24 protein-coding genes and 1 tRNA gene are annotated in these 24,880 nt (G+C 66.6%); 12 read left to right on the plus strand and 13 right to left on the minus strand.

Annotation, left to right across the window (positions count from 1 at the left end; all coding sequences use genetic code 11):
* Positions 1–72: 72 nt before the first annotated feature.
* The 4 genes from yegS to LT948_RS14445 form a co-directional block, all read right to left on the minus strand.
* Positions 73–981: a lipid kinase YegS gene (gene yegS, locus LT948_RS14430; RefSeq protein ID WP_003119791.1), complete on the minus strand. Its 909-nt coding sequence runs from the start codon at positions 979–981 to the stop codon at positions 73–75.
* Positions 982–1,055: 74 nt separating this feature from the next.
* Positions 1,056–2,615, minus strand: a complete 1,560-nt coding sequence (locus tag LT948_RS14435) for an FGGY-family carbohydrate kinase (RefSeq protein ID WP_003109491.1) — start codon at positions 2,613–2,615, stop codon at positions 1,056–1,058.
* A 20-nt stretch (positions 2,616–2,635) separates the two neighbouring features.
* Positions 2,636–4,216, minus strand: coding sequence for a glycerol-3-phosphate dehydrogenase/oxidase (locus LT948_RS14440; RefSeq protein WP_003091234.1), 1,581 nt, complete (start codon positions 4,214–4,216; stop codon positions 2,636–2,638).
* 5 nt (positions 4,217–4,221) lie between these two features.
* Entirely contained in the window at positions 4,222–5,817 is a 1,596-nt protein-coding gene (locus tag LT948_RS14445; protein ID WP_003162439.1) for an FAD-binding oxidoreductase, read from the minus strand.
* Between the two features lie 176 nt (positions 5,818–5,993).
* Between LT948_RS14445 and gliR the strand changes: the two genes are divergently transcribed.
* Positions 5,994–7,025: an AraC family transcriptional regulator GliR gene (gliR, locus tag LT948_RS14450; RefSeq protein WP_023117005.1), complete on the plus strand. Its 1,032-nt coding sequence runs from the start codon at positions 5,994–5,996 to the stop codon at positions 7,023–7,025.
* A 28-nt stretch (positions 7,026–7,053) separates the two neighbouring features.
* Here the strand turns inward: gliR and LT948_RS14455 are convergent, their stop codons facing one another.
* Positions 7,054–8,271 (minus strand): molybdopterin molybdotransferase MoeA, encoded by a 1,218-nt coding sequence (locus tag LT948_RS14455; protein WP_073657131.1) that lies wholly within the window; start codon positions 8,269–8,271, stop codon positions 7,054–7,056.
* The gene (gene moaB, locus LT948_RS14460; protein ID WP_003091240.1) at positions 8,268–8,807 is read right to left on the minus strand and encodes a molybdenum cofactor biosynthesis protein B; all 540 of its coding nucleotides are present in this window, start codon (positions 8,805–8,807) and stop codon (positions 8,268–8,270) included. The genes LT948_RS14455 and moaB overlap by 4 nt, the downstream gene beginning before the upstream one ends.
* A 66-nt stretch (positions 8,808–8,873) precedes the next feature.
* On the opposite strand from moaB, the gene mobA reads away from it, so the two are divergent.
* The 3 genes from mobA to LT948_RS14475 all read left to right on the plus strand — a co-directional run bounded on the left by mobA (position 8,874) and on the right by LT948_RS14475 (position 10,053).
* Complete coding sequence (gene mobA / locus LT948_RS14465; RefSeq protein ID WP_003109495.1) at positions 8,874–9,470, plus strand: molybdenum cofactor guanylyltransferase MobA; 597 nt, start codon at positions 8,874–8,876, stop codon at positions 9,468–9,470.
* 131 nt (positions 9,471–9,601) lie between these two features.
* A complete protein-coding gene (locus LT948_RS14470; RefSeq protein ID WP_003091247.1) occupies positions 9,602–9,823 on the plus strand; it encodes a YgdI/YgdR family lipoprotein in 222 nt (73 codons plus the stop codon).
* 153 nt (positions 9,824–9,976) lie between these two features.
* A tRNA-Pro gene (locus LT948_RS14475) sits at positions 9,977–10,053 on the plus strand.
* Positions 10,054–10,110: 57 nt separating this feature from the next.
* On the opposite strand, the gene LT948_RS14480 is transcribed toward LT948_RS14475, so the two are convergent.
* The 3 genes from LT948_RS14480 to LT948_RS14490 form a co-directional block, all read right to left on the minus strand.
* Positions 10,111–11,514: a cytochrome b6 gene (locus LT948_RS14480; protein ID WP_009313812.1), complete on the minus strand. Its 1,404-nt coding sequence runs from the start codon at positions 11,512–11,514 to the stop codon at positions 10,111–10,113.
* A gap of 366 nt (positions 11,515–11,880) precedes the next feature.
* Complete coding sequence (locus LT948_RS14485) at positions 11,881–12,120, minus strand: glutaredoxin family protein (protein ID WP_003109620.1); 240 nt, start codon at positions 12,118–12,120, stop codon at positions 11,881–11,883.
* A gap of 45 nt (positions 12,121–12,165) precedes the next feature.
* Positions 12,166–12,723, minus strand: coding sequence for a TetR/AcrR family transcriptional regulator (locus tag LT948_RS14490; protein ID WP_003109619.1), 558 nt, complete (start codon positions 12,721–12,723; stop codon positions 12,166–12,168).
* A gap of 165 nt (positions 12,724–12,888) precedes the next feature.
* Here LT948_RS14490 and LT948_RS14495 point away from each other — a divergent pair, with 165 nt between their 5' ends.
* The 4 genes from LT948_RS14495 to opdQ all read left to right on the plus strand — a co-directional run bounded on the left by LT948_RS14495 (position 12,889) and on the right by opdQ (position 16,734).
* Positions 12,889–13,485, plus strand: coding sequence for a glutathione S-transferase family protein (locus LT948_RS14495; protein ID WP_003091251.1), 597 nt, complete (start codon positions 12,889–12,891; stop codon positions 13,483–13,485).
* A gap of 16 nt (positions 13,486–13,501) precedes the next feature.
* The gene (locus LT948_RS14500; RefSeq protein ID WP_003091252.1) at positions 13,502–14,434 is read left to right on the plus strand and encodes a pyridoxamine 5'-phosphate oxidase family protein; all 933 of its coding nucleotides are present in this window, start codon (positions 13,502–13,504) and stop codon (positions 14,432–14,434) included.
* Positions 14,434–15,300: an MBL fold metallo-hydrolase gene (locus LT948_RS14505; RefSeq protein WP_003091254.1), complete on the plus strand. Its 867-nt coding sequence runs from the start codon at positions 14,434–14,436 to the stop codon at positions 15,298–15,300. Before LT948_RS14500 ends, LT948_RS14505 begins: the two co-directional genes overlap by 1 nt.
* Positions 15,301–15,468: 168 nt before the next feature.
* The gene (opdQ, locus tag LT948_RS14510; RefSeq protein WP_003091257.1) at positions 15,469–16,734 is read left to right on the plus strand and encodes a porin OpdQ; all 1,266 of its coding nucleotides are present in this window, start codon (positions 15,469–15,471) and stop codon (positions 16,732–16,734) included.
* Positions 16,735–16,918: 184 nt separating this feature from the next.
* On the opposite strand, the gene LT948_RS14515 is transcribed toward opdQ, so the two are convergent.
* A complete protein-coding gene (locus LT948_RS14515; RefSeq protein WP_003091258.1) occupies positions 16,919–18,127 on the minus strand; it encodes an ammonium transporter in 1,209 nt (402 codons plus the stop codon).
* A gap of 469 nt (positions 18,128–18,596) precedes the next feature.
* On the opposite strand from LT948_RS14515, the gene LT948_RS14520 reads away from it, so the two are divergent.
* The 4 genes from LT948_RS14520 (at position 18,597) to LT948_RS14535 (ending at position 21,095) form a co-directional block, all read left to right on the plus strand.
* Positions 18,597–18,926, plus strand: coding sequence for a DUF883 family protein (locus LT948_RS14520; RefSeq protein ID WP_003091262.1), 330 nt, complete (start codon positions 18,597–18,599; stop codon positions 18,924–18,926).
* 3 nt (positions 18,927–18,929) lie between these two features.
* Entirely contained in the window at positions 18,930–19,310 is a 381-nt protein-coding gene (locus LT948_RS14525) for a phage holin family protein (RefSeq protein WP_003091263.1), read from the plus strand.
* 13 nt (positions 19,311–19,323) lie between these two features.
* Positions 19,324–19,647: a hypothetical protein gene (locus tag LT948_RS14530; protein ID WP_003130654.1), complete on the plus strand. Its 324-nt coding sequence runs from the start codon at positions 19,324–19,326 to the stop codon at positions 19,645–19,647.
* A 116-nt stretch (positions 19,648–19,763) separates the two neighbouring features.
* On the plus strand, positions 19,764–21,095 hold the full coding sequence (locus tag LT948_RS14535) for a deoxyguanosinetriphosphate triphosphohydrolase (RefSeq protein WP_003091265.1): 1,332 nt from the start codon (positions 19,764–19,766) through the stop codon (positions 21,093–21,095).
* Positions 21,096–21,105: 10 nt separating this feature from the next.
* On the opposite strand, the gene LT948_RS14540 is transcribed toward LT948_RS14535, so the two are convergent.
* The 3 genes from LT948_RS14540 to LT948_RS14550 all read right to left on the minus strand — a co-directional run bounded on the left by LT948_RS14540 (position 21,106) and on the right by LT948_RS14550 (position 24,739).
* Positions 21,106–23,331, minus strand: a complete 2,226-nt coding sequence (locus LT948_RS14540) for an ATP-binding protein (RefSeq protein ID WP_033996120.1) — start codon at positions 23,329–23,331, stop codon at positions 21,106–21,108.
* Positions 23,332–23,344: 13 nt separating this feature from the next.
* On the minus strand, positions 23,345–23,968 hold the full coding sequence (locus LT948_RS14545) for a response regulator transcription factor (RefSeq protein ID WP_003091268.1): 624 nt from the start codon (positions 23,966–23,968) through the stop codon (positions 23,345–23,347).
* 426 nt (positions 23,969–24,394) lie between these two features.
* The gene (locus LT948_RS14550) at positions 24,395–24,739 is read right to left on the minus strand and encodes a YggL family protein (protein ID WP_023091578.1); all 345 of its coding nucleotides are present in this window, start codon (positions 24,737–24,739) and stop codon (positions 24,395–24,397) included.
* Positions 24,740–24,880: the final 141 nt, after the last annotated feature.

The following is a 24,880-nucleotide window of genomic DNA, read 5'->3' on the forward strand; positions in this document are numbered from 1 at the left end:
TTATACGGTGTCGCGGGAAAGGCCGACAAGACACAGACGCCACTCCAGGCAGCGGATCAGTCGGCCCCGCCCTCAGTCCTCGCGCGGCGGCTCGCGCAACAACGGCGAACCGGCCGGCAAGTGCACGCGCAGCGCGCCCGGGGAAACCGAGAAACGCAGCTTGCGTCCTTCCAGCGGCTCGCCGTCGAGATTGACGTCGAGACCTTCCGCCGCCTCCACTTCCAGCCATGGCACCCGCGCGCGGACGAACAGGCTTTCCACTCCGTTGCCACCGCCGAGCAGGGTGCCCAGGGTACCGACCATGTCCTGCGGCGTCGGCAGGATGCTCACGTCCAGCAGGCCGTCGTCCACTCGCGCTTGCGGACACAGTACGTGCCCGCCGCCGGCCTGGCGCCCGTTACCGATGCCCAGGGCGAGGAACTCGCCTTCCCACTGGAAGTCCGGGGCGCTGAAACGGCCCTGGGCGGCATGCACTTCGGAAAAACGGGTCAACCCGGTCAACAGGTAGGCGGCACCGCCGAGAACCTTCTTCAGGTCCTCCGAGGTATTCGCCGTGACCTTCGAACCGAAGCCGCCAGTGGCCATGTTGAGGAACAGCTTGCCGTTCACCTCGCCCAGGTCGATCGGCCGCGCCGTCTGGTCGAGCAGCGCCAGCGCCGCGGCCGGTTCCAGGGGAATCCCGGCGGCGCGGGCGAAATCGTTGGCGGTGCCCAGCGGCAGGATCGCCAGGCTCGCCTCGCCTCGCCCGCGCGCCAGCGCTTCGGCCACCTCGCGCAGCGTGCCGTCGCCACCGCCGGCGACCAGCGTCGCATAGCCGGCCGCCAGCGCCTCCTCGACGATGCGCCGGGCGTCGCCGTCCTCCCAGGTTACCCGGACCGCCAGCGCCCGTCCGGCCTCGCGCTGCGCCGCGACCGCGGCACGAACCTCTTCGTTGCCCGCCTGCTTGCCATGCAGGACCAGCAGAACCTTGTCCTTGTCCATCGAACCGAACCCCTCGTCGTGGCCTTGTCTTTGCCTATTGACCGCGTATCCGGGACGGAAGTGCGGCGCCCGGTTCAGGCAGGGTAGCCGGTAATCTCGCGAATGCTGCGGTAGAGCGGGCGCAACTGGCGATACATGCGCAGGTAGACCTCGCCATAGAGCCGCTGGTAAATCTGCCGGGCCTCCGCCTGGGGCAGGAAAACCCGGCCGACGCGGGTCATCCCGGCCACCGCGCTGGCGACGTCCGGATAGAGGCCGAGCCCCACCGCGCAGTCGATCGCCGCACCCAGGCCGGACGCCTCGTAGACATGCGGGCGCTCGGCCGGCAGGCCGAAGATGTCGGCGGTGAGCTGCATCGCCGCGTCGCTCTGCGAGCCGCCGCCGGCCACGCGCAGGCGCACGATCGGCGTGCCCGAACGCTTCTCGATGCGCTCCTTGCCCTGGCGCAGGGCATAGGCCAGGCCCTCGAGGATGGCCCGGTAGATGTGCGCCCGGGTATGCACGTCGCCGAAACCGATCATCGCCCCCTTGGCCTCCAGTCCCGGTTCGCGGATTCCCGGCGACCAGTAGGGTTGCAGGGTCAGGCCCATCGAGCCGGGCGGCACGCCGTTGACCAGTTCGTCGAACAGTTGCTCCGGCTCGACCCCCTGCTCGCGCGCCTGCTGCATCTCGCGCAAGCCGAACTCGCGCTTGAACCAGCTGACCATCCAGTAGCCGCGATAGATCATCACCTCGGTATTGAAATGATCGGGAATCGCCGCCGGATAGGGTGGAATCAGCGGCACGGTTTCCAGGTAGCGGGCGCGAGTGGTGTTGATGGTCGCCGTGGTGCCGTAGGAGAGGCAGGCGATGGTGGGCTCCAGCGCACCTGCGCCGAGCACCTCGCAGGCCTTGTCGGCCCCCGCGGCGATCAACGGCAGGCCTTGCGGAATGCCGGTGTGCCTGCTGGCCTCGGCGCTGATCTCGCCGAGCCGCTCGCCCGGCTTGAACAGCTCCGGCAACTGCTCGCGGCGTACCGCCAGCGCCTGCCATTTCCAGTCGCGCGGGGCGGCCCAGCGCAGGCGCTTGTAGTCGAACGGCAGGTAGGCTACGCAGCACCCCACCGAATCGACGAAACGGCCGGTCAGGCGGTGGCTGAGAAAGCCGGAAAGCAGCAACACCTTGTCGGTCTTCGCGGCGATCTCCGGCTGCTCCTGGGCCACCCAGTTGACCTCGGCCTGGGCGCGGAAATGCTCCACCGCGCCCTCGGCGCCGACCAGCTTGAACAGCCAGCCCCACGGCCCCCTGATGCGCTCGCGGACCTCCGCCCGGCGCTGGTCGAGCCAGAGGATCGCCGGACGCAACGGCCTGCCCTCGGCATCGACGTGGATCACCGTACCGCGCTGGGTGGTCAGCGACACCCCGCGGATGAGCCCGCGATCGATGTCCACCTGGTCCCAGAGCCGCCGACAGGCCTCGCCGAGCATCGCCCAGTAGTACTCGGGGTCCTGTTCGGCCCAGCCCGGATGCTTCGAGTAGTAGGCCTCCAGCTCCACCTTGCCCTTGCCCAGCAGGTTGCCCTGCAGGTCGAACAGCAGGGCGCGCACGCTCTGGGTGCCATTGTCGATCGCCAGCAGATAGTTCTTGTCGTTCATCTCGTTCTCGTCTCGGCTGGTCAGACGGGCAGGCTGTAGTGCCGGCGCCAGAGGTCCAGATAGGCCTGTTGCTCACGTTCCCAGCGCGGGTCGTCCCAGCCCAGGCGCGCTTGGCAGAGTGCGCGGATACGCGGCAGGTATGCCGCGCCGCCTCCGGGCAACAGCAGGCCGAGGCGGGTGCGGCGCAACAGCAGGTCGTCGAGATGCAGCACCATTTCCGCCTCGGCGGCGAACGCCAGTTCGGCCCAGAGCGTTTCGCTGGCACCCACGCAGTCCGTTCCCAGGGTGTCCACCAGCCGCTTGAGGCGGACCAGGTCGCGTCCGTAGCGACCGGCCAGGCGGCGTCGCTGGCCACTGCCGAGCCCGTCGATGAGCGGACCTTCGCAGGCGCCGAAGACCGCCGCGCCATCGTCCGTGACCGTGCGCCCGAGCAGCGGCGCGCAGGCTTGTAGCACCTCCACCGCCAGCGGCCGGAAGGTGGTCAGCTTGCCGCCGGCCAGGGTCACGCAGCCCGGCTCGCGCCAGAGCACATGCTCGCGTTTCTCGTCGGAAGGCTTGCCGCTGTCGTCGCCGCTGCTGACCACCGGTCGCACGCCGGCCCAGGTCGACAGCACGTCGCGCGCCTCGATGGCGGCGGCGGGAAACTGCTGGGCGCAGGCCGCCAGCAGGTAGTCGAGTTCGGCGCGGCTGATCCGCGCGTCCTCCCCAAGGCCGTCGCGATGGTCGAGATCGGTGGTGCCGACCACCGTCGCACCCTCCCAGGGGAACACGAACACCGGTCGCCGGTCCGTGGCGTGCATGAAGCTGAAGGCATGGGCCACCGGCAGGCGCCAGGCCGGCAGCAATAGATGGCTACCGCGCAGCGGGCGGATGTGCTCGCTTCCGCCGGGCTGGCGCAACTCATCGGCCCAGGCCCCGGTGGCCACCGCCAGGGCACGGCAGCGAAAGTCGAGAAGCTCGCCGCTCTCGCGGTCCTCGGCGCGCAGGCCGACCACCTGGCCGCCCTCGCGCAGCAATTCGCGCACACGCATGCCGTTGAATGCCTCGCCGCCGTCGTGACGCGCCTCGGCCAGCACCCGCAGCACCAGGCGCGCATCGTCGGTCACCGCATCGAAGAATCGCGTGCCGCCGAGCAGCCGTTGTTCCTTCAGGCCCGGCGCCAGGTAGCGCAACGCGGCGGCGTCGTAGAAACGGTGGTTGCGCCGCCCGGCAAGGGCGTCGTAGACGCTCAGCAGGCCGCCGAATAGCCGCGGGCCGGGAAAGCCGCCGCGGTAGTGGGCCATCACGAAGCTCAACGGCTCCACCAGCCCAGGCGCCTCGCCGAGCAGGCGCTGGCGCTCGCGCACCGAGTCGCGGGTCAGCCGCCACTGGCCCTTGGCGATGTAGCGCAGGCCGCCATGGACCATCTTCGACGAGCGGCTCGAGGTGCCCCAGGCGAAGTCCCGCTGCTCCAGCAGCAGGCAGCGCCAGCCGCGCCGCGCGGCTTCGCGGAGGATGCCGGCACCGCTGATGCCGCCGCCGACCACGATCAGGTCCCACTCCTGCCCCGCCAGCGCCGGCAGGCGGCGGCGACGCCACTCCTCGTTCCAGGCTGAAGTCATTCCGCTCAGTCCTGCAGCAGGGTGCCGCGGTTGAGCCGCCCGGCCGGGTCGAAGTGACCGGCCATGGCACGCAGCGCGGCGACGCCCAGTTCGCCCTTCTCGCGGGGCAGGTAGGGTGCGTGGTCCTTGCCGACGCCATGCTGGTGGCTGATGGTGCCGCGATTGTCGACGATCGCCTGGCTGGCCGCATGCTTGAGACGCTTCCAGCGCTCCAGCGTCGCCGCATAGCTCGCGGCCGGACGGAACACGTAGGTGGTATAGATGCTCGACCCCTCGCCATAGACATGCGAGAGGTGGGTGAACACATGGACCCTCTCGCCCTCGGCGGCCAGGCCGTCGCGCAGGCTGGCCTCGATCTTCTGCAGCAGGCCGTCGACGTTGCTCCAGTCGGTGGCGGTCTCCAGGGTGTCCACGGCGTAGCCCGCCTGCCACAGGGCCTCGCGCAGGTAGGGGAAGCGGAAGCGGTTCTGCGCCCACTTGCGCCCCAGCAGGGTGCCGGTGAAGACCCCGCCGAAGCGTTTCAGCAAGGCCTTCGCCTGGCTCAACGACAATCCGTTCTGCCGACGGTTGCCAGTCACGCCGAAGGTCAGCATGCACTTGCCCTCGCCCGCGCCGCGCAGTGCCAGGTATTTCTCCAGCCAGGCGATCTGTCCGGGATGGCCGGCCAGGGCCAGTTGGGTCATGGTTTCCACGGCGTTGGACAGGCGCAGCATCGACAGCGGCACGCGCGCCTGGGCCAGCTCGCGGGTGGCTTGCTGGGCCTGCTGCCAGTTCGGCAGGAAGACGCTGTAGAAGCGCTCGTCCTCGGCCAGCGGCGAGACCCGCACCTTCACCGAGGAAATGATCCCGAAGCGTCCCTCAGAGCCCAGCACCAGTTCGCGCAGGTCCGGTCCCGCCGCGGATGCCGGGAAGGTAGCGATTTCAAGCGGCCCGGCGAAGGTCTCCAGGGTCCCGCCGGCGAAAAGTTGTTCGATCCGCCCGTAGCGCAGCGACTGCTGGCCACTGGAGCGGCTGGCGACCCAGCCACCGAGGGTCGACAACTCCCAGGACTGCGGGAAATGCCCGAGCGTGTAGCCCAGCGCACGCAACTGGCTCTCCACCTGCGGGCCGGCGGCGCCGGGGCCGAAGGTCGCGACCAGGCTCTCGCGGTCCAGATCGAGCAGGCGGTTCATACGCTCCAGCGAGACCGTCAGTACCGGCCGCCGCGAGGCTTGCGGATTGATATGGCCGGCCACGGAAGTACCGCCGCCATAGGGAATCAGTTGCAGGTCGCGGGAGTCGGCCAGGGCCAGCAACTCGCGGATCTGCTCGGCGGTTTCCGGATAGGCCACGGCGTCCGGGTAGACGCCGAAGTCGCCCTCGCGCATCGCCAGCCAGTCCGGCAGGCTCTGCCCGCGGGCATGCAGCAGACGCTCACGGGGGTCGATGCTGTAGCGCGGATCGGCCTCCAGGCGCGACGCCGGGACCTTCGCCAGCGCCGCCTCCAGGCTGGCGTCCGGCAAGCGTGCGCCCTGCCCGACCAGTTCCGCCAGGAACCCACGGGCGCTGTCCGGCAATTCGACCACGGTGCTTTCTTCGCCCCAGCCATTCCAACGACGCATGAACCTCTCCCCTCGCTTGTCGCGGCAACCTGTTTATCGGAACCTTTCTGGCTGCCTATACTAGCCAGCCGCCCTCGCCTGTCACTGTCGGATCGAGACACTCCCTGTGACCGATCAAGACAGCCGGCACGCACGCCGGACGGCCTGTTCCACCCGCCACGACAAGAACAACGACCATGCAGACCCTTGGCTCCACCTCGGTTCCGGCCCTGCTGAAGTACCTGCGCCACGCCGAACGGCTCGGCCTGGACATCGCCCCTGCCCTGGCCGCCGCCGGCCTCCAGGCCGACCAGCTCAACGACAATCGCCAGCGCCTGCCGGGCGAAGCCCACGAGCGCCTGCTCGGCTATTTCTGCGAGCATTCCGGCGATCCCCTGTTCGGCCTGCATTCGGCGCGCTTCGTCCAGCCCGGCTCCTGGAGCGTGCTCGGCTACATCGCGATGAACTGCGCCACCCTGGGCGAGGCCATGAGCCGCATCACGCCCTACGAGAAGCTGGTCGGCGACATGGGCACCAGCCGCATCGAGGCGGCCGGCGGGGAGGTCCGGCTGATCTGGAACTGCCGCCACCAGACACCCCTGGTACGGCGCCACATGGTCGAGCACGTCCTGGCTTCCTGGGTCCTCTACGCGCGCTGGATAGCCGACCTGGAAGGTTCGCCGGACGAGGTCTGGCTGGAACACGACCTGCCGGACGGAACCCGCGTGGAAGACTACGAGACCTTCTTCGGCTGTCCGGTGCGCTTCACCCAACCCTGTTCGGCGCTGCTGGTACCACTGGACTACCTGGCGCTGCCGCTGCGCCAGGCCGACGCGACGCTGCTGCGCACCCTGGAAGAACATGCCCTGGCGCTGATGGCCGAGCTGGACGATGACGAGCCGCTGCCGCTGCGGGTGAAGAACGCCCTGCGCCAGCTACTCAAGGACGGCCTGCCGCGCAAGGAACGGGTGGCGGAGAAGTTCGGCATGACCGTACGCACCCTGCAACGCCACCTGCAGCAAGCCGGCAGCAGCTACCAGCAGACCCTCGACGAACTGCGCCGCGAACTGGCCGAGCACTACCTGCTGCATAGCGAGCTGCCGATCCAGGACATCGCCCAGTACCTGGGCTTCACCGAGTCCCGCTCGTTCCATCGCAGTTTCAAGGGCTGGACCGGGCAGACGCCCGGCGAGTACCGGCAACGGCGGAAGGAGCCGGCGGCGCAATGAGAACGGCGGCCATCCGGCCACCGTCGGCTCAGTCGAGCAGTTCGCTCAGCGGAATGAACGCCACGCCCTCGCCTTCCACGAGGGTACGTCCCTCGCGGACCTCCACCAGCCCCTCGGCCCAGGAAGCGCTGCGCAGTACCCCGGAACTCTGGTTCGGATAGAGCACCGCGCGGCCCTGCTCCAGGCGACCACGCAGGTACTCGCGACGCTGCCCCGCCTTGGTCCAGGCGAAGCCGGCCGGTACCTCCACCCGCAGCGGCGCGACCTGCGCCACGCCGAGCCGGCGCAGCAGGTAGGGACGCGCCAGCAGGGCGAAGGTGACCAGGGTTGAAGCCGGATTGCCCGGCAGGCCGATCACCGGGATGCCCTGGAACTGGCCGACGGTCAGCGGCTTGCCGGGTTTTATCGCCAGCTTCCAGAGGGTCAGCTCGCCGGCTTCGCGCAGCGCCATGCCGAGGAAGTCGGCCTCGCCCACCGATACGCCGCCAGTGGAAAGGATAAGGTCCACCCCGGCCAACCCGGCCAGGCGCTCGCGGGTACGTGCCAGGTCGTCGGGAAGGATACCGGCGTCGAGCACGTCGCAGCCCAGGCGTTGCAGCCAATCCTTGAGCAACGGACGGTTGCTGTTGTAGATCTGCCCGGCCTGCAGCGGCTGGCCCGCCTCGACCAGCTCGTCGCCGGTGGACAGCAGCGCCACCCGCGGCTTGCGTCGCACCTCCAGGGTCGCGCAGCCGAACGAAGCCGCCAGCCCCAGTTCGATGGAGCGCAGGCGCGTGCCGGCCGGCAGGACCAGGTCGCCCTGGCGGATTTCCTGGCCACGCGGGCGCACATGCTGGCCCGCGCGCAACGGCTGGGTGAAGCGCACGCGGCCATCGTCGAGCGCTTCGGCGTTTTCCTGCATCTCTACCAGGTCGGCGCCTTCCGGCAGCGGCGCACCGGTGAAGATCCGCGCACAGGTACCCGCTTGCAGCGGCTCCGGCGCCTGTCCGGCAAAGATCTTCTGGCTGACCGGCAGTGGCTCGCCGTTCCAGTCGGCGAGGCGCAAGGCGTAGCCGTCCATGGCGCTGTTCGGCCACGGCGGCAGGTCCAGGCCGGCCAGCAGGTCGACCGCCAGCACGCGGCCGCCAGCCTGCTCCAGGGGCACCTGCTCACACGTATCGATAGGCGTTTGCGCGGCCAGTTCGAGGAGCCGTTCCAGCGCCGTCTCGACCGGCATCAGCCCCGGCTGTTCGCAGCAGCCGCTCACCCGCGGCTCTCGCAGGGCGCCGCCTGTTTCAGGTGCGGGACGAAGTTGCACGGGCGATGACGGGCGTCCAGTTGCTCGACGAGGATGCCTTCCCAGGCAGTGCGGCAGGCATTGGTGGAGCCCGGCAGGCAACAGACCAGGGTACCGTTGGAAAGCCCGGCCAGGGCCCGCGACTGGATGGTGGAGGTACCGATGTCGGCCAGCGAAATCTGCCGGAACAGCTCGCCGAAGCCGTCCACCTGCTTGTCCAGCAGGCAGGCCACCGCTTCCGGGGTGCTGTCGCGGCCGGTGAAACCGGTGCCGCCGGTGATCAGCACGACCTGCACGCTGTCCTCGGCGATCCAGGTCGCGACCTGTGCGCGGATCCGGTACAGGTCATCCTTCAGCAGCACGCGAGCGGCCAGGTTGTGCCCGGCCTCGGTCAGGCGGTCGACGAACAACTGGCCTGAGGTATCGGTTTCCAGGGTGCGGGTATCGCTGACGGTCAGGACGGCGATGTTCAACGGCACGAATGCCGTTTCGGCCTTGTGGCTCATGGGGTTGGCCCTTGCTTGTGGACGTGATCGCGGTGTTATATCACAGGCCCGACACGGAGACCCCAGATGCCCGATAGCGCCCTGCCCCCCTGCTCCATCCTTCTCCTGGCGGGAGGCCGCGGCCAGCGCATGGGCGGTCGCGACAAGGGCCTGATCGAGTGGCAGGGCCTGCCCCTGATCGCCCACCTGCATCGCCTGGTGCGCCCACTCACCGATGACCTGATCGTCTCCTGCAACCGCAACCAGGAACGCTATGCGGCCTATGCCGACCGCCTGGTGAGCGACGACAGCCGAGACTTCCCCGGCCCGCTCGCCGGCATCCGCGCCGGCCTGGCGGTGGCCCGGCATCCCTGGCTGCTGGTGCTGCCCTGCGACGCGCCGCGCATCGACCGCGCCTTGCTGGAAACCCTGCTGCAGGCCGCCGGCCGCACACCGGCGCGCCCCTGGATGCTGCGCTGCGGCGGCCAGTGGGAACCGCTGTTCAGCCTGATCCCGACGCACCTGGCCGAAGAGATAGAACACGCCTGGCGCCAGGGCGACCGTAGCCCACGCCACGTCCTGTTGCCGCTTGGCGCGGAGGCCATCGAGCTGGCCGCGGGCGATCCGCGGCTGGCCAACCTGAACACCCCCGAGCTGTTGGCTAATCACCGCGAACTGAAGTAAAACGGAAGGGACGTCGAGTCGAATTTTCTCGAAGGTGGGGGGAACACTCGTTTTTAGGGGGGAACTCTTCCTAGAACTCGTCTGTCAGAAACTCGTAACTTCAAAGTCTGACCGCACAGGAGAACTGCGCAATGATCAAGCGGATGCTACCCGCCCTCCTCCTCGCCGTAGGCCTCGGCGCCCTCGCGGGTTGTTCCAGCCCTACCGTGATCACCCTCAACGACGGACGTGAAATCCAGGCCGTAGACACCCCTTCCTATGACGAGGATTCCGGCTTCTACGAGTTCGAACAGCTCGACGGCAAGCGCGCCCGCGTGAACAAGGACCAGGTCCGCACCGTCAAGGAACTCTGATACCGTCGCGTAACAGGTTTTCCTGAAGACCCCGTCGACTCGAACGAGCGACGGGGTCTTTGCTTTTCCGCCCGGGGAAACCGGGGCTCGAAAAAAAGTTCATCTAACCCCTTGTGTACCAAAACTTTTTCTGTAGAATGCGCCCCAACAAAACGGAGCGTAGCGCAGCTTGGTAGCGCGTCTCGTTCGGGACGAGAAGGTCGCTGGTTCGAATCCAGTCGCTCCGACCATATCCCGAAAAACCCGCCTCAACGGCGGGTTTTTTATTGCCTGCGATTCGGTCTTTCTCACAGGGTACGCAGGTAGGCCACCAGGTCGCCCTTCTCTTCCGCGGACAGCTTGCGCTCCAGCACCAGGTTGAAGAACTCCACCGTGTCCTCCAGGGTCAGCAGGCGGTCGTCGTGCAGGTACGGCGGCGAATCCTTGATCCCGCGCAACGGGAAGGTCTTGATCGGCCCGTCGGCGGACGCCATCACGCCATTGACCAGTTTCGGATCGTAGAAGCGCTCCACCTTCAGGTTGTGCATCAGGTTGTCGGTGAAGTAAGGCGGCGCATGACACCCGGCGCAGGCCGCCTTGCCGTAGAACAGCTTTTCGCCACGCAATTCCTGCTCGCTGGCCTTGCCCGGATCGAGCCGCCCCTCCACATCCAGCTTCGGTGCCGGGGGGAAGTCCAGCAGCGCCTGGAACTCACCCATGAAATGCACCTGACTGCCACGCTCGAGCACGTTCACCCCCTTCTTGGTGGCGATTACCGGATCGCCGTCGAAGTAGGCGGCGCGCTGCTCGAACTCGGTGAAGTCCTCGACGGTCTTCAGCGCCCTCTGCGAGCCGAACAGCCGCTGGATGTTCACCCCGCGCAGCGTCGGCGTGTCGATGCGGTGGCGGAACGGCTGCGGGCGCACGTCGCCGGCCAGGTGGGTAGCGGCATTGGTGTGGCCGTTCGCATGGCAGTCGAAGCAGGCCACGCCGCGGCTCGGATGCTCGCTACGGCGATCGTCGGTGAGGTTGAACTGCTGCTGCGGAAAGGCCGTTAGCAGCAGGCGCAGCCCTTCCAGTTGCTTGGGATTGAGAATCCCGTTGAACAGCTCGAAATAGTTGTCGATGGTCACCAGCTTGCCCTTGGACACATCGCCCAGGTCAGGCCGGGTGGTAAGGAACATCGGTGCCGGGAATTCCGGCAGGAAGTGGTCCGGCAGGTCGTAGTCGAGGTCGAAACGGGTCAGGTCGCGGCTTTCCTGGCGCTTGATCTCGTCGATGAGGAACTTGGGAAAGACCATCCCGCCCTCCGCATGGTTGGGGTGTGGCAGCGGCAGGAAGCCGCCGGGGAACAGCCCCTGCTTGCGGATTTCCTCGGGGCTCAGCCTGGCCAGCTCCTCCCAGCTGGTGCCGGCCGGCAGCTTCACCCGGCCCCCTTCCTGCAGCGGCTTGCCGCGCGTCATGCTGGCACCCTTGGCCGGCCTGTCGCTGAGATCGTAACGCTGCTCGAGAAGCGTCTTGTGGGCCTGCTCGATCGACGGCTTGTTCGCCGTCATGCGCTTCATGATGGTGGCGAAGTCCTCGTTGATCACCACCGGCGAATAGCTGGAAGTCTTGCTTGGCTGCTCATCCCCCGCGACCACGGCGGATTGCAGCCCCAGGGCGAGCGGCATGACCCAGAGGGCATGGCGCGTCCAGGCGGGCGTTTTCATCAGGCGTCCTCTTTCGTTATGAGGAAACGCCGAGCCTCGTCGTCCCGACCCCACACCCCGGCGGTCCGCGACAGCGGACCGAACGACCTGCGACGCGTCCTGCGCCACGCGGGTTCCCGGCTGTTTCCAGTCAGTCCTGAAGGGAACTCAGGGTTTATCCATCGCCCTTAGGCCTAGCCGAACGCAGCCTGCCGAGCCAATAGGCTCAGGCTATGAAAACCATTGAGAAACGCCTATGCATCGCTTCGCCAGCATCGCCGAAGCCAGGCACCGCGCGGCATGGGGGAAGGAAGCGGAACGCAGTCCGGTTTGCGCATAGCGCGCGGGGTTACCAGCGGTGCCGCGCTTAGCGCGAATGAATAGGCATCAGCGGCTGAGGAAGGCTGCGACCTGCTCGGCCTCGAACGGCCAGTTCAGCTCGGCGCCATTGTCGCAGCGGCGCAGCACCGGGATCCGCAGGCCATAGCGCTCGACCCAGGCTTCGTCGTCGGCGATGTCCACCAGTTCGACCAGCAGGCCATGTTCGACGAAGGGCATCAGCACCGCCTCCGCGACTTCGCAGAGGTGGCAACCGAGGGTTCCGAAGAGTTGGCATTCCGGGGGCATCGAAAGGACCTGTGCAGTGTTTCGCGGCGATGGTAGCACCCGCGCTCAGATGCCAGCGACCTGCAACAGACTTTCGGCCGCCTGCCGGGCCTCGCGGGCCTGGTCCGCCGGCCCGTGGATGTGCGCCATCACCAGGGCGCCCTCCATCAGGTATTGCAACTGCCGCGCAAGCAGTGCCGCCGAACGCACGCCCAGGCGCTCCAGCTGGCGCTGGAAGTAGGCTTCGACGAAGGCCTTTTGCTCGGCCGCCTGGCGGTGGATCGGATGCGAGCGCTCATGGAACTCGGCGGCGGCATGGATGAAGGCACAGCCACGGAACGCCTCGTCCTGGAGAAACTCCTGCAGACCATCGAACACCGCCAGGATCGCCGCGCGCGGCTGCAACCGTGCCTCGGCTTCGAGCATGCGTTCGGCGGTGCGCTGCCGACGCACCTCCAGGGCGGCCATGATCAGTTCGTCCTTCGAGCGAAAGTGTTTGTACAGCGTCATCTTCGCCACGCCGGATTCGGCCAGGATGCGGTCGATGCCGGTGGCGTGGTAACCCTCGCGATAGAACAGGTCGACGGCGGTGCTGAGCAGTTGCTCGCGTTTGCGGGATGTCATGGAAAGCCTCCTGAGCGGCCCATTATGCGCGACCCTGCCGCCCCCTTGAACCGCTCTGCGTCGCTCCCCGGACGAATACCGACGGAAAAAGGCGAACGCGTGCCTTGAAATATACAGACCTGTCTGTCTAATATCCAGACACCAATACCCGCCTGGAACCCTCAGATGAAACTCCATGACCTGGATCTCTCCGGCAACGCCTACAAGGTCCGCCTGTTCCTCTCCCTCATCGGCCGCGAGGCGACGCTGCGGCCGGTCGATTTCCTCAACCGCGAGCACAAGACCCAAGCCTTCCTCCGCATGAATCCCCGCGGGCAGATCCCAGTGCTGGAAGACGGCGAGCTGCAACTGGGCGACTCCCATGCCATCCTCGTCTATCTGGCGCGACGCCATGCCGATCCCGTGTGGTATCCGCTCGACCCCGTCAGCCAGGGCCGAATCGCCTACTGGCTCAGCTATTCGGCCAACGAGGTGCAGAACGGTCCGGCCAGCGCCCGGCTGATCGCCCGCTTCGACCTGCCGCTGGATCGCGAGCAGACCCACCAGCGAGGCCTGGAAGTGCTGCGCCTGGTCGAGCGGCACCTGGCCGAGCATCGCTGGCTGGCCCAGGGCGAACAGCCGAGCATCGCCGACGTGGCCCTCTACCCCTACCTGGCCCTGGCCCCCGAGGGCGGCCTGGCGCTGGACCACTACCCGGCGCTGAACGCCTGGATCGCCCGCATCCGCGCGCTGCCCGGCTACATCCCGATGCCCGGCCTGTAGCTCGACAGGAGGCAGCATGAGCCAGGAACAGAGCCCCTTCCACGCCGGCGAACTGGCGATCCAGGAACGCGCCGGCGTTCGCGAGCAGGTCGCCGGCTTCGGCAGCCGCGCGATCCGCACCTTCATGCCGGACCAGCATCGGGAGTTCTTCGCCCTGCTACCGCTGTTGCTGGTGGGCAGCCTCGACGCCGACGGCTACCCCAGCGCCTCGGTGCTCTGGGGCCCCCCCGGCTTCGCCCGTTCGCCGGAACCGACCCGCCTGCGCATCGACAGCCTGCCGCAAGCGGACGATCCGCTGGCGGCCAATCTCGAGGCCGGCACCCGCCTCGGCATCCTCGGCCTGGAATGGCCGACCCGCCGCCGCAACCGCATGAATGGACGGGTCCTGGCGCGGGACGGAAAGGGTTTCACGGTCGGCGTCGAGCAGTCCTTCGGCAACTGTCCCAAGTACATCCAGGCGCGCAGCCATCAGCCCGTCTCCAGGATCGCAAGTCCCGCGTTGCAGGGCGAAGGACTCGATCCGCGCTGGCTGTCGCTGGTCTCGCGCAGCGCTACGCTGTTCATCGCCAGCCAGCATGCCGACCCACTCAGGGGCGGCGTCGACGTCTCCCATCGGGGCGGGCCGCCGGGTTTTCTCCGGCTCGGCGCGGATGGCCGCCTGTGGTTGCCCGACTACGCCGGCAACCGCCTGTTCAATACCCTCGGCAACCTGCTCCAGGAGCCTCGCTGCGGCCTCCTGTTCATCGATTTCGACAACGGCGACCTGCTGCACCTGCACGCCGAGGCCGAGCTGTTCTGGCCGGGTTCGCAGCCATCCATCCCCTGGCCCGCCGGCGCCGAGCGCCTGCTGGCGTTGCGCCCCGCAGGCTGGCGCTGGCGGCGCGGCCGCCTGCCGCTGGCATTCGGCGAGCCCCAGCCATCCCCTTTTCTTCCTGCCGGTGAATCTTGATGCCTTTCCTGTATCGCCTTGCCTCGTTGTTGATCGCCCTCCTCGTCCTGCCGGTGCAGGCGGCGGAAATGCGAGTCGCCCTGTTGCGCACCTCGGGAGTGGAAACCCTCGATGCGCTCACCGTCGACGGCGGCTCCTGGGTGCGCCGGGTGCCGCTCAGCCATACCGCGGTGCTGATCGAGCACCATGCCGCCACCCTGCTCTTCGACACTGGCCTGGGGCGCGACATCGACGCCCAGTTCCGCGCCGACATGCCCTGGTGGGCGGCGCCGCTGTTCGCTTACCAGAAAGTCGCCCCGGCGCGCGACCAACTGGACGCCGCCGGTATCCGCGTCGATCGCATCCTGCTGTCCCACGCACACTGGGATCACGCCTCGGGCCTGGTCGACTTCCCCGAAGTACCGGTCTGGGCACCCTACGAGGAGATCACCTTCAGCCGCATCGCCACCCCGCCGGCCGCCTTCCCCAGCCAATTCCGCCATGGCGTGCGCTGGCGACCTTACAGCTTCGATCCGCAGCCGTTCATGGGCTTCGACGAAAGCCTCGACCTGTTTGGCGACGGCCGCCTGGTGCTGGTCCCCCTGCCCGGCCATACGCCCGGCTCGGTCGGTCTGTTCGTCACCCTCGACAGCGGGCGCCGGCTGTTCTTCAGCGGCGACACCAGTTGGCGACTCGAAGGCGTCGAAGGCCCACGGCAGAAGTTCTTCGCCGGCCGCGCCCTGGTCGATCGCGATCCCGCGCGCACCCTCGCGCAACTGGCGAAGATCCGCCTGCTGCTCCGCAGCGACCCGCGCCTGAGCGTGATTCCGGCGCACGATGCGCGGGTCCAGGCCGCCCTGGGCTACTTCCCGCACTGGCTGGAATAGCGGGAAAGCCCGTCCTAGACAGGGTTCGTGCCAATTCGCGGCCACCCTCGACTAATGTCTAACAGTGGCCGTCTTCCTGTAGTGCTTAAGTAACCGGGCTGTCACAGGCCGACGTGGCGTCACGCCGCCGCCATCGGCCTGCCCCAAGCGCTCGAGGAGACAATAACAATGAGCATGACCCCGATCGCCCGTGCCGTGGCTTTTGCCGCGCTGGGTTCCAGCATTACCGTCCCAACCCTGGCCCATGCCGAGTTCATCAAGGACAGCAAGGCCAGCATCGAACTCCGCAACTTCTACTTCAACCGTGATTTCCGCCAGGAAGGCGCCAGCCAGTCCAAGGCCGAGGAATGGGCCCAGGGCTTCCTCCTGCGCTACGAGTCCGGCTACACCGAGGGCACCATCGGTTTCGGCGTCGACGCCATCGGCCTGCTCGGGGTGAAGCTCGACTCCAGCCCCGACCGCAGCGGCACCGGCCTGCTCAAGCGCGACCGCGAGACCGGCCGCGCCCAGGACGACTATGGCGAGGCAGGGATCACCGCCAAGCTGCGGGCGTCGAAGAGCACCCTGAAGATCGGCACCCTGACCCCCAAGCTGCCGGTGATCATGCCCAACGACAGCCGCCTGCTGCCGCAGACCTTCCAGGGCGGCGCGCTGAACTCCATGGAGATCGACGGCCTGACCCTCGACGCCGGGCGCCTGAAGAAGGTCAACCAGCGCGACTCCTCGGACAACGAGGACATGACCATCACCGGCGGCGGCAAGCGCAACATCGTGGTCCGTTCCGGGCTGACCTCGGACAAGTTCGACTTCGCCGGCGGCAGCTACAAGTGGACCGACAACCTCAGCACCAGCTACCACTACGGCAAGCTCGACAACTTCTACAAGCAGCATTACCTCGGCCTGGTGCACACCCTGCCGATCGCCGACAAGCAGTCGCTGAAATCCGACATCCGCTGGGCGCGCTCCACCGACGACGGTTCCAGCAACGTCGACAACAAGGCGCTCAACGCCATGTTCACCTACAGCCTCGGCTACCACGCCTTCGGCGTCGGCTACCAGAAGATGAGCGGCGACACCGGCTTCGCCTACATCAACGGCGCCGACCCCTACCTGGTGAACTTCATCCAGATCGGCGACTTCGCCAACAAGGACGAGAAATCCTGGCAAGCGCGCTACGACTACAACTTCGCCGGCGTCGGCATTCCCGGCCTGACCTTCATGACCCGCTACGTCAAGGGCGACAACATCGACCTGCTGACCACCTCGGGCGAAGGCAAGGAATGGGAACGCGACATGGACATCGCCTACGTGTTCCAGAGCGGCCCGTTGAAGAACCTCGGGGTGAAGTGGCGCAACGCGACCATGCGCACCAACTACACCAACGACTACGACGAAAATCGCCTGATCGTCAGCTACACGCTGCCGCTCTGGTAACGGCAGGCCCCGCGGATAGCCGCGCTACGGCCATCCGCCCCTTCCCAGAGCCCCGCGGCGGAACGAAGAGGCCACCCTTGGGTGGCCTCTTTCATGGCGGGATGCCTCGCTCGCAGCGTGCAGGACGGATAGCGCCTGGGGCGTTATCCGCCGATACCCCACCGGACCAAGGAAGTCCGCCCCCTCATTCGTGGCTGATCGCGCCGATCTTGTGGATCGACAGGTCCGCGCCGTAGTACTCCTCCTCCTGGCTCAAGCGGATGCCCAGCAGCGCCTTCATCAGCCCATAGACCAACAGGCCGCCGGCGAAAGCCACCGTCACCCCCAGCAGGCTGCCGAGCGCCTGGCTGGCCAGGCTCACCCCGCCGAGCCCACCCAATGCCTGCTGGCCAAAGATGCCGCAGGCAATCCCGCCCCAGACCCCGCAAAGACCGTGCAACGGCCAGACACCGAGGACGTCGTCGATCTTCCAGCGCACCTGGGTCGCGGTGAACGCCCAGACGAACAGGGCCCCCGCCACCAGGCCGGTAGCCAGCGCGCCGATCGGATGCATCAGGTCGGAACCGGCGCACACCGCCACCAACCCGGCCAGCGGACCGTTGTGCAGGAAGCCCGGGTCGTTGCGGCCGATCAGCAGCGACGCCATGGTGCCGCCAACCATCGCCAGCAAGGAGTTGACCGCCACCAGCCCGCTGACCCCGGCGAGGGTCTGGGCGCTCATCACGTTGAAGCCGAACCAGCCGATGATCAGGATCCACGACCCCAACGCCAGGAACGGGATGCTCGACGGCGCCATCGCCACCAGCTTGCCGTCGCGATAGCGACCGTTGCGGCTGCCCAGCAATAGCACCGCCGCCAATGCCAGCCAGCCGCCCAGCGCATGCACCACCACGGAGCCGGCGAAATCGTGGAAGGGCGCGCCGAACTCCAACTTCAGCCATTCCTGCAAGCCGAAATTGCCGTTCCACACCAAGCCTTCGAAGAACGGGTACACGAAGGCCACGATCAGCGCCGTGGCGCACAACTGCGGGCCGAACCGGGCACGCTCGGCGATGCCGCCGGAAATGATCGCCGGGATTGCCGCGGCGAAGGTCAGCAGGAAGAAGAACTTCACCAGCGCATAGCCACTGTCCACGGTCAGCGCCGCTGCCGGGTGGAAGAAGGTCACGCCGTAGGCGATCCAGTAGCCGACGAAGAAATAGGCCAGCGCCGAGATGGCGAAGTCGGACAGGATCTTCGACAACGCGTTGACCTGGTTCTTCAGGCGCACGGTGCCCACCTCGAGGAAGGCGAAGCCGGCGTGCATCGCCAGCACCATCACCGCTCCGAGCAGGATGAACAGGGTATTGGAGCCGTGGATCAGGACTTGCACCGCACTATTCAAGTTATCCATGGATTGAGGCAGCCTTCGCGCGTAGAGAGAAAGCACCAGAAACGCCCACGCCCGTCCTTCAACGCACCATGACGAAGCAGTAGTCGTCGTGCGAACCGCCGCTTTTCTTCGGCGGACGTTTCGCAAGGTGCCTGAGGCAGCATGGAAAGCTCCCGGACTTTCCTTGATTTTCATTGGGTTGGACGTTCATCCCGAAGTACCCTCCGGGAGCGCCTGGCGCCCTCGCAAGGGGCATTCCGGCCGACGTGCGCACCAGGGAATTGCAAGCGCCATACCAGTTCGCGCCCCGTTGCGAGGCAGCCGGATGGGCGTCATCTCGCCGCAGCCGCGCCGACAGGCACGCTGTGGCAGTCTTTAATGAAAGGAGCGCCGGGAGCGACCGGCAACGCGCGGAAATTACCCATCGGTTGAACCTTCCGCCCCGCGCTCGGCTCGAAAAAAACACACCCCATGACCAGAGGAGCTCGTCATGCCCCGCAAGACCACTGCAAACGCTGCAAAGGATGAACTGTTGGCTGAATTCCAGGCACTGGTCGCCGATACCGAGAAACTCCTGCAAAGCACCGCCGACGTGGCGGGCGACCAGGCGGAAGAAATCCGCGGCAAGATCCACGACAGCCTCAAGCGCGCTCGCGATACCTTGCGCGACACCAAGGACTCGCTGAAGGACAACGTCCGCGAACGCAGCCAGGCCGCGGTAGACGCCACCGAGGTGTACGTCGGCGAACACCCCTGGCAGAGCATCGGCATCGCCGCCGGCGTCGGCTTCCTGCTTGGCCTGTTGGTCAGCCGGCGCTGAGCCATGAGCGAAGGAAAGGACCCGGCGGACGGCCGCCCCTCCCTGCGGCGCTTCGGCGCCGCCTTCCTCGGCCTGTTGCACGGTCACGTCGAGCTGTTCGGCATCGAGCTGCAGGAACAGAAGGCCAACACCCTGCGCCTGCTGCTGTTCGCCGGGCTGGCCCTGGTATTCGCCCTGCTCCTGCTGGTCGGCCTGTCGCTGCTGGTGCTGATCGTGTTCTGGGACACCAACCGGCTCGCAGCGGCGCTCGGGTTGTGCCTGTTCTACGTGATCGGCTCGCTGTTCTGCGGCTGGCGCCTGTACCAGTCGATCAACGACGAAAGCTCGCCGTTCAGCGCCACCCTGGAAGAACTGGCCAACGACCGCGAGCGACTGCTGCCATGACAAGGAAACGCGCATGAGCCAACTACCGGTGAACGCGACCGGCCTGTCGCGTCGCGAATTGCGCAAGGCGGTGATCCGCCTGCGCCTGGAAATGCAGCGCCAGCAATTGCGCCGCGAAAGCCAACTGCTGGTGCAACCCTTCCGCCAGGCCCAGGGGCTGGGCCACAACCTCAGCCAGCAACTGTTCGGCGGTGGCAATGCGGCGCTCTGGGGCGCCGGCGGAGCCGCACTGCTGGGCGTACTGCTTGGCAAGGGCGGACGCTGGCAGCGTCTGCTGCGCCTGGGCGTCGCCCTGGCCCCGCTGTTGCTCGGCCTGCGCACGCGGAAAGGCCGTTGAAGGATGCGCCGACCGGCAACGGTCGGCGCCCTCCGTTTCCCCAACGCGACGATTGAGCTTGCCGAGGCAAACCGTTAGCGTGTCCGCATCGCCTCAGCGCATCCCTGGAATTCCCGATGGACTGGCAGACCCTGCTCACCCGCGAACGGCTCGGAAAGCCGGTACACAGCAACGATGAACTGGGCCGCAGCGCCTTCCACAAGGACCATGACCGGATCATCTTCTCCGGCGCGTTTCGCCGCCTCGGACGCAAGACCCAGGTCCATCCGGTCTCCAGCAACGATCACATCCACACCCGCCTGACCCACTCCCTGGAAGTCGCCTGCGTCGGCCGCTCGCTGGGCATGCGGGTCGGCGAGATCCTCCGCGAGGAACTACCCGAGTGGTGCGACCCCAGCGACCTCGGGGTCATCGTCCAGTCGGCCTGCCTGGCCCACGACATCGGCAACCCACCGTTCGGGCACTCCGGCGAAGACGCGATCCGCAACTGGTTCCAGCAAGCCGCCGGACGTGGCTGGCTGGACGAGATGAGCGACGCCGAGCGTTCCGACTTTCTCCACTTCGAAGGCAACGCCCAGGGCTTCCGGGTCCTCACCCAACTGGAATACCACCAGTTCGACGGCGGCACGCGGTTGACCTACGCCACCCTGGGTACCTACCTGAAGTACCCCTGGACCTCGCGCCACGCCGAAGCGCTGGGCTACAAGAAGCACAAGTTCGGCTGCTACCAGAGCGAACTGCCGCTGCTCGAGCAGATCACCCATAAGCTCGGCATGCCGCAACTCGACGACGAGCGCTGGGCTCGCCATCCGCTGGTCTACCTGATGGAAGCGGCGGACGACATCTGCTACGGCCTGATCGACCTCGAAGACGGCCTGGAAATGGAGCTGCTCGAATACAGCGAGGTCGAGGCGCTGTTGCTCGGCCTGGTCGGCGACGACCTGCCCGACACCTATCGCCAACTCGGCCCCAGGGACTCCCGCCGGCGCAAGCTGGCGATCCTCCGCGGCAAGGCCATCGAGCACCTGACCAATGCCGCCGCCCGTGCCTTCGTCGACCAGCAGCAGGCCCTGCTCGCCGGGCAGCTTGCCGGCGACCTGGTGGAACACATGCACGGCCCGGCCAAGCTCTGCGTGCAGCGGGCCAAGGCCATCGCGCGGGAAAAGATCTTCCAGGACAAGCGCAAGACCCTCCACGAGATCGGCGCCTACACCACTCTGGAGATCCTCCTCAACGCCTTCTGTGGCGCCGCGCTGGAGCAATACGGCGGGCATACGCCGTCGTTCAAGAACCGGCGCATCCTCGACCTGCTCGGACGCAACGCGCCCGACCCGCAGTGGCCGCTGTACCGCGCCTTTCTCCAGGTGATCGATTTCATTGCCGGCATGACCGACAGCTACGCCACGGAAATGGCCCGGGAAATGACCGGACGCTCGAGCCCCTCCTGAACGGAAGGGCTCATACCGCAGCGGCCGCCAACTGCTCCTGGAGTTCCTCCTGCAACGCCTCCAGGGCCAGCCGGAGTCTTTCGCCAGGCGCCTGCAGGCACTCCCCGTCGCTACCTCGCCGGCAGGCGTCCTCCAGGGCCTCGCAGGCCTCCAGCAGGGTACGCGCCCCGATCATCCGCGCGGCGCCCTTGATGCGGTGGGCATGCTCGGCGAGCCTGGCCCTGTCGCCCTCGCGCAGGAGGATGGCAAGGCGCTGGAGGTCCTGACGGTTGCTGCCTAGCAGGGTCTCCAGCAGTTCGCGCAGCCGTTCCGGGCGGCCGCCGCCGAGGCTGCTGAGAGCGTCCGCGTCATAGAGCCCCCGGGGCTGCGCGGCGTCGCGGCCGAAAGAGGTCGCGAGGTAGTTGCGCAGGGTCTCCAGGCCGAGCGGCTTGAACAGGCAATCATCCATGCCCGCGTCGCGACAGCGCTGTACCTCGTCCGGCTCGGCGTCGGCGGTATAGCCGAGGATCAGGATCGGCGCGCGCCGCTCGCACCGTTCCTGGATGCGTATCCTGCGTGCCAACTGATAGCCGTTCAGGCGCGGCATGTTGCAGTCGCTGATCAGCACCTCGAAGCGCTCGTCGGCCCAGAGTTCCAGCGCCACCTGGCCATCCTCCGCTTCCGCCACCCGGTGGCCGAGAAATTCCAGTTGCTGGCGCAGCAGTACCCGGTTGGGCGGATAGTCGTCGGCGATGAGGATATGCAGGCGGCGAGACGGCTCCATGGATGCTGCCAGCGGGTCCTGGCCGGATTCAGGCATTTTCGGCCCGCACTGGCGCAAGAGCAGGTCGAGCGACACCCGGGTGCCTTTGCCCGGCTCGCTGTGCATCTCGACATCGCCGCCCATGAGGTCCACCAACTTCCGACAGATCGCCAGCCCAAGGCCGGTCCCGCCCTGCACCGTGCGTCCCTTGGCCACCTGGATGAAAGGCTGGAACAGGCGCGCCTGGTCCGCCGGAGCGATACCGATACCGGAATCCTCCACGTCCACCCGGACGATCGCCCTCCCCTCGTCCAGGCTCCTTTCCTGGAGACGGATCGTCACCTGTCCCCGCTCGGTGAACTTGATCGCATTGCTCACCAGGTTGGAGAGCACCTGCTTGAAGCGCAGGGGATCGATCAGCACGTCCCGTCCTGGGGCATCGTCCAGCTCCACAACGAGCCTCAGGCCTTTCTGCCGGGCCAGGCCTTCGAACATGCGGCGCACCGACTCCACGACATGGCGCAGGCGAACCCGCTCGGGCGTGAGGGTCAGGTGGCCGGACTCGATCTTGGCGACGTCGAGGATGTCGCCGATGAGCAGTTGCAGCGACCCCGCAGCCTCGTAGGCGACCTCCAGCGAGGCGCGTTCGCGCTGCTCCGGCGCCAGGCGCTGCAGGACCAGTTCGAGGATACCGATGACCGCATTCATCGGCGTACGGATCTCGTGGCTCATGGTCGCCAGGAAGACGCTCTTCGCCCGATTCGCCTCGTCCGCCTGGCGCATCGCCTCGCGCAACTGGCGGGCCAGGCGCTCCCGTTCGGTGATGTCGATCCAGCCGTTCATCAGGCCGAGCACCCGTCCCTGGCGATCCCTGTAGGGCGTGACCCAATGGTGGATCTCCAGCAATTGCCCGCCGATGCGCACCGCCATGTCGGTGAAGCTCGCCGTTCCTCCCCGAGCCACCGCCAGGCACTGCTGGTGCATGAGCCGTGCCTTGCTGCCCTCGACCCAGTCGGAATCGGTCAACAGGGTGCCGCGGGCCTGCTCACGGGTCATCCGCAGGCTTTCCAGGTAATTGCGGTTGCAGGCCAGCAGGCGACCGTCGAGCGTGCGGATGCTCACCGGGTAGGGAATCCCGTCGACCAGCGCCTGCTTCAATGCCAGGCGGCCGCTCAGGTCGGCTTCGGTACGTTGCCAACGCCTGAGCCTGAGCTGCAGGACGGTATTCCAGCCCAGGCATCCGACGCAGACCAGGCAGGCCACCAGCAGGCCGAGCACCAGGCTGGAAGGGGATGGCGAGCGCAGCCCGTCGGCAGCCTGGCGTAGCGGCGCTTCGTCGACCACATCGGCGTCCCCCGGACGATCCGGAGCGGGAATCCGGAGCATGGAAGCATATTCGCCAGCCGTCGCCCTCGCCGGAACGGCATATCCCGCCATGCAGGCGAATATGAGAAGCAGGCCGAGCATGCACGCACTGCGTTTCTGGAACTTCATTCGGTTCCGGCCCTTAGATAAGCGTATTGCGTTTGGCGAACTCGATGAGATCCACCAGCGAGCCGGCGTTCAACTTCAACAACAAGCGCGCCTTGTAAGTGCTGACGGTCTTGTTGCTGATAAACATCTGCTCGGATATCTGCTTGTTCGAATAACCCTGGCTGAGGTATTGCAATACCGATACTTCGCGATCGGACAGGCGTCCGAGCAATTCCACATCGTCGGAATAGGCGCCCTGTTGCACAGGACGCATGGCCGAGCTGGGAAAGTAACTGTATCCCGAGGCGACCGCATTCACCGCCGTCACCAGTTCGGCCAGTCCGCCCTGCTTGCAGACGAACCCGGCGGCGCCCGCCTGCATGCTGCGCAGGGCGAAGAGCGAGGCGCTCTGGCCGGTCAGGACGAGGATCTTCAGGGGCAACGCCAGCACCATCAGGCGGCTGATGACCTCGAGGCCGTCCAGCCTGGGAATGCCGATATCGAGGATGACCAGGTCCGGCTTCAGCTCCCGCCCGAGGCTGATGGCATCCACGCCATTATCGGTATCGCCGACGATCTGGTGCCCTTCGGCTTCCAGCAACATCTTCATGGCCATGCGAATCACGGGATGATCGTCGACTATCAGGATACGGCTCATTGTCTGATTTCCTTGCCAATAAAAATTCAGAAAAAATTCTCCTGAGCAAGATATAGACGGGAGCCATATTGTCGAGATATTCGATGGCAACTCATATACTTTAAGGAATATTCTCACGGAAACTTAATTTATTTCTTACGGCGAATTCAAAACCTCGTATATTGCCAAGCAATTGGCCTGGTTATCTGCATGAAAAACACCCGCATATATACGCGCTCTCCCGGCTCGTTATCTGCCAGAGCGAGTTGAATAGTTCGTCAGGGGCTTCGGAGTAATGCTATCCGCATGTACGGCCACAAGCCGCCGACATGCCTTCGGCAGGGCAAAGGGAAGCACGACGGGCGCCGGGCCAGATAGCGCCGGAGCAGGATTGAAAGGGAGGGAAGACGCGACCGCCATCCTCGGGCGGGATGGCGGCGCTATCGCTTAGAGCTTCGACAGGACAGGCTGTTCCGGGTACCAGGCGTCGACCAACGCGCCGACCTCGACGCTGGCCAGTTCCGGTTGCTGCTTCAACCAGGCCTCGATCAGGGCCCGCTGCTCTTCATTGACCGAGCCACGGCGCGCCAGGCAGACGAAACCGAATTCGTCGCAGCCGCCATAGGTCAGTTCGTTGGCTTCGATCGCCTGATCGATGAAGCGCAACATGAAAGCGTTCACCGCATCGGCATCCACGCCTTCCTTGTAGTGGAAGTTCAATTCGAAACCCAGCTCCTGGAATTCATCGACGCACAATTTCTTGCGCAGGCGGCGGGAACGATTAGTAGCCATGGCGGCATCTCCTGGATTGACGCTCCATTGGCGGAGCCTCGCATTACAGACAGTAGCCGACGCCGCTGGAGCCGCGGGCGAACCCCGGCAAGCTCCGCGCGGCGCGGCCGGATTGCCGGCGCACTCTACCAGTTCCGACCA

The sequence above is a fragment of the Pseudomonas sp. CP-1 genome, from assembly GCF_021213715.1.
GTDB classification, from domain to species: domain Bacteria; phylum Pseudomonadota; class Gammaproteobacteria; order Pseudomonadales; family Pseudomonadaceae; genus Pseudomonas; species Pseudomonas aeruginosa.